The 2143-nt window shown below is 29.8% G+C and carries 3 protein-coding genes; all 3 read right to left on the bottom strand.

Going from position 1 to position 2143, the window contains the following annotated elements; all coding sequences use genetic code 11:
- Positions 1-13: 13 nt before the first annotated feature.
- Positions 14-1087 carry an ATP-binding protein gene (locus SPD90_RS07075; RefSeq protein WP_320924758.1) on the bottom strand — a complete coding sequence of 358 codons (1074 nt, stop codon included), beginning with the start codon at positions 1085-1087 and terminating at the stop codon, positions 14-16.
- On the bottom strand, positions 970-1410 hold the full coding sequence (locus SPD90_RS07070) for an AlbA family DNA-binding domain-containing protein (RefSeq protein ID WP_320924757.1): 441 nt from the start codon (positions 1408-1410) through the stop codon (positions 970-972). The genes SPD90_RS07075 and SPD90_RS07070 overlap by 118 nt, the downstream gene beginning before the upstream one ends.
- 491 nt (positions 1411-1901) lie before the next feature.
- Positions 1902-2143 (bottom strand): hypothetical protein (locus SPD90_RS07065; protein ID WP_320924756.1); only part of this gene is annotated, 242 nt, incomplete at its 5' end.

Raw genomic sequence — 2143 nt, 5'->3', positions numbered from 1 at the left:
TTCATTTGGTGAATCATTTTAGCACCTCCCAGTATCCATTTTTATTTGCACCTATTCGTGCAATAATTCCAGCATCTTTTAAGTGTTTTAAATTCTTTTTTACACCAGGTTCAGACAAACCAGTAATTACCATTAGTTGATTTATAGTAACATTTGAATTATTTCTAATTGCAGTAATTATTTTTTCTTGAGTTCTATTTACTTTATTGGATACTTTATTGGATACATTATTGGATACTATAAACTTATTTACCTCAATCTTTTCAAAAGGAATTGTGACTATAATTCTATTTTTTTCAATTTGAATTGACTCTTTTCCGTATCTGCCAACAATTTTTGGAACTCCTCTGCCAGAACGTTCACTGATTCTTAATTGAAGAAAAATAGATGCAAGAACATCATTAACAGGTAGACTTGTGCCACTATAAAACCCCTTCTCATCCTGATCTATAGCTAGACCACCATGTGATAATATTTCTATTCTATCAGTAAAAATAGAAATTTGAGGTGCATTTAAAGTCAACCACTTATTATGAATAAATGCGTTTAATATTGCTTCATGAAATGCTTCATAATCAAATAGCGGTACATCCCTTCTTTCAGAAATCCTATTTCTTTCATCTGCTTGAATTATATTAATAGCATCACCATATTCAAGTATTTTATCCATAGAGTACAAGATACATGTATTTCCAAACTCTTTAACAGAAAATAGTGGAGCTGTTTTATCTCTTCCGCTAAAAATAGATACTCTAACAGGAATCGAGTTTTGATCAGATAAAATATAAGCCATAACGTTATATTGCCCATTCTTGTTTTTTAATTTTAGGCTCCTCTCAAAACTATCTGGTTTTAGTGAAATACCTTTAGCCGCATAATACATAAACAGTTTTTCAAATGTTAACTCTTGGGCATAATCTGGAGCTGCAACATTTACTATTGTTGGGAACCCTTCTTGAAGAGTTATATTTAGCTTGAGTTCCCATTCTGGAAATTTATTGATTTTTTCCTTACTAGATCCAATTCTAAAATAAGAAACATCTTTGTATTTGGTTTGAACTGATTTTGATGACGGAATTTGAAGCATAACAATACGCTTACCTTGATATTCTTTTTCAATAACCTCAAAGCTGTACTAGGTTTTAAATTTCTTGCTAAATAATGCTTATATGGTTCATGATTAATATCTTTATCGAAATTAATTGATGTTCCAACTATATCTCTAGAATTATCTTTTACTCCCCATATAATATAACCATATTCCTTACCACATAGACATGCCCCATTGGCAACAGCCGAAATGTATTCACCAATTTCATCTTTATTAAACCAATTCTCTTTAAAATCTAACCATTCATATTCATCTTCTAAAAGCAATAAGTTTTCAAGAATATCCAAGTATTTATCCATAATAGCAACCTTCTTTTGTTTATTAATTGTATACTATATTTATTGTAAAAAGTATACAATAAAGTATACAATAAGCGTTACGATAAATTAATGTATGTCGTTTACATCAAAAATTTGTATTTTTGTACTCTCCATCAGTAATTTAAAAATACTTAAATTTAATATCGTGTTAAATCGTGTAATTTTTAGCACCCCTGCCTATAATCGTATAAAAATCTTAGCACCCTTAAGGCAAATCGGGTAAAGGATAGAATTTTAAATAATAAATGATTATCGTTAGAGCCAAGTTGTTCGAACCTTGTTGATAGAAAAAACGCAATTTTATATTGAAATCTTATATTTTTCCATAAAAAAAGTCCGATATCTTTGTATCAGACCTATTTACATAAGATGTCTCATGTAAGAGGGTTTAATACAATTTTAGCACACTTACCTTAAATCGTGTAATATTTAGCACCTTTTTAAGCAAATCGTGTAATAATTAGCACCTTTTAGCACCCTTGAGAATAACGGTTTTGCAGTAATAAGTCCTCTTCTTTATTTATTTCTACTATCTCTTCAATAAGAGCATCGCTTGCTTCAGTAAATAAAGCGTCAGTCTTTTTGTAGTATTCAATTAAACTATCAAGACTATACTCTTCACCATGTCGCCTTAGGTTTTTCCTGATGTAGTCAAATTCATTAAGGCATAGTTTTATCGCACTATAAAGATAATCGCTACCCACTATTTTAT

The organism is Intestinibacter sp. (assembly GCF_034113885.1).
Lineage (GTDB): Bacteria > Bacillota > Clostridia > Peptostreptococcales > Peptostreptococcaceae > Intestinibacter.
Note: the sequence above shows the minus strand (reverse complement) of the source record. Positions and strands in the feature narration are given on the sequence as shown.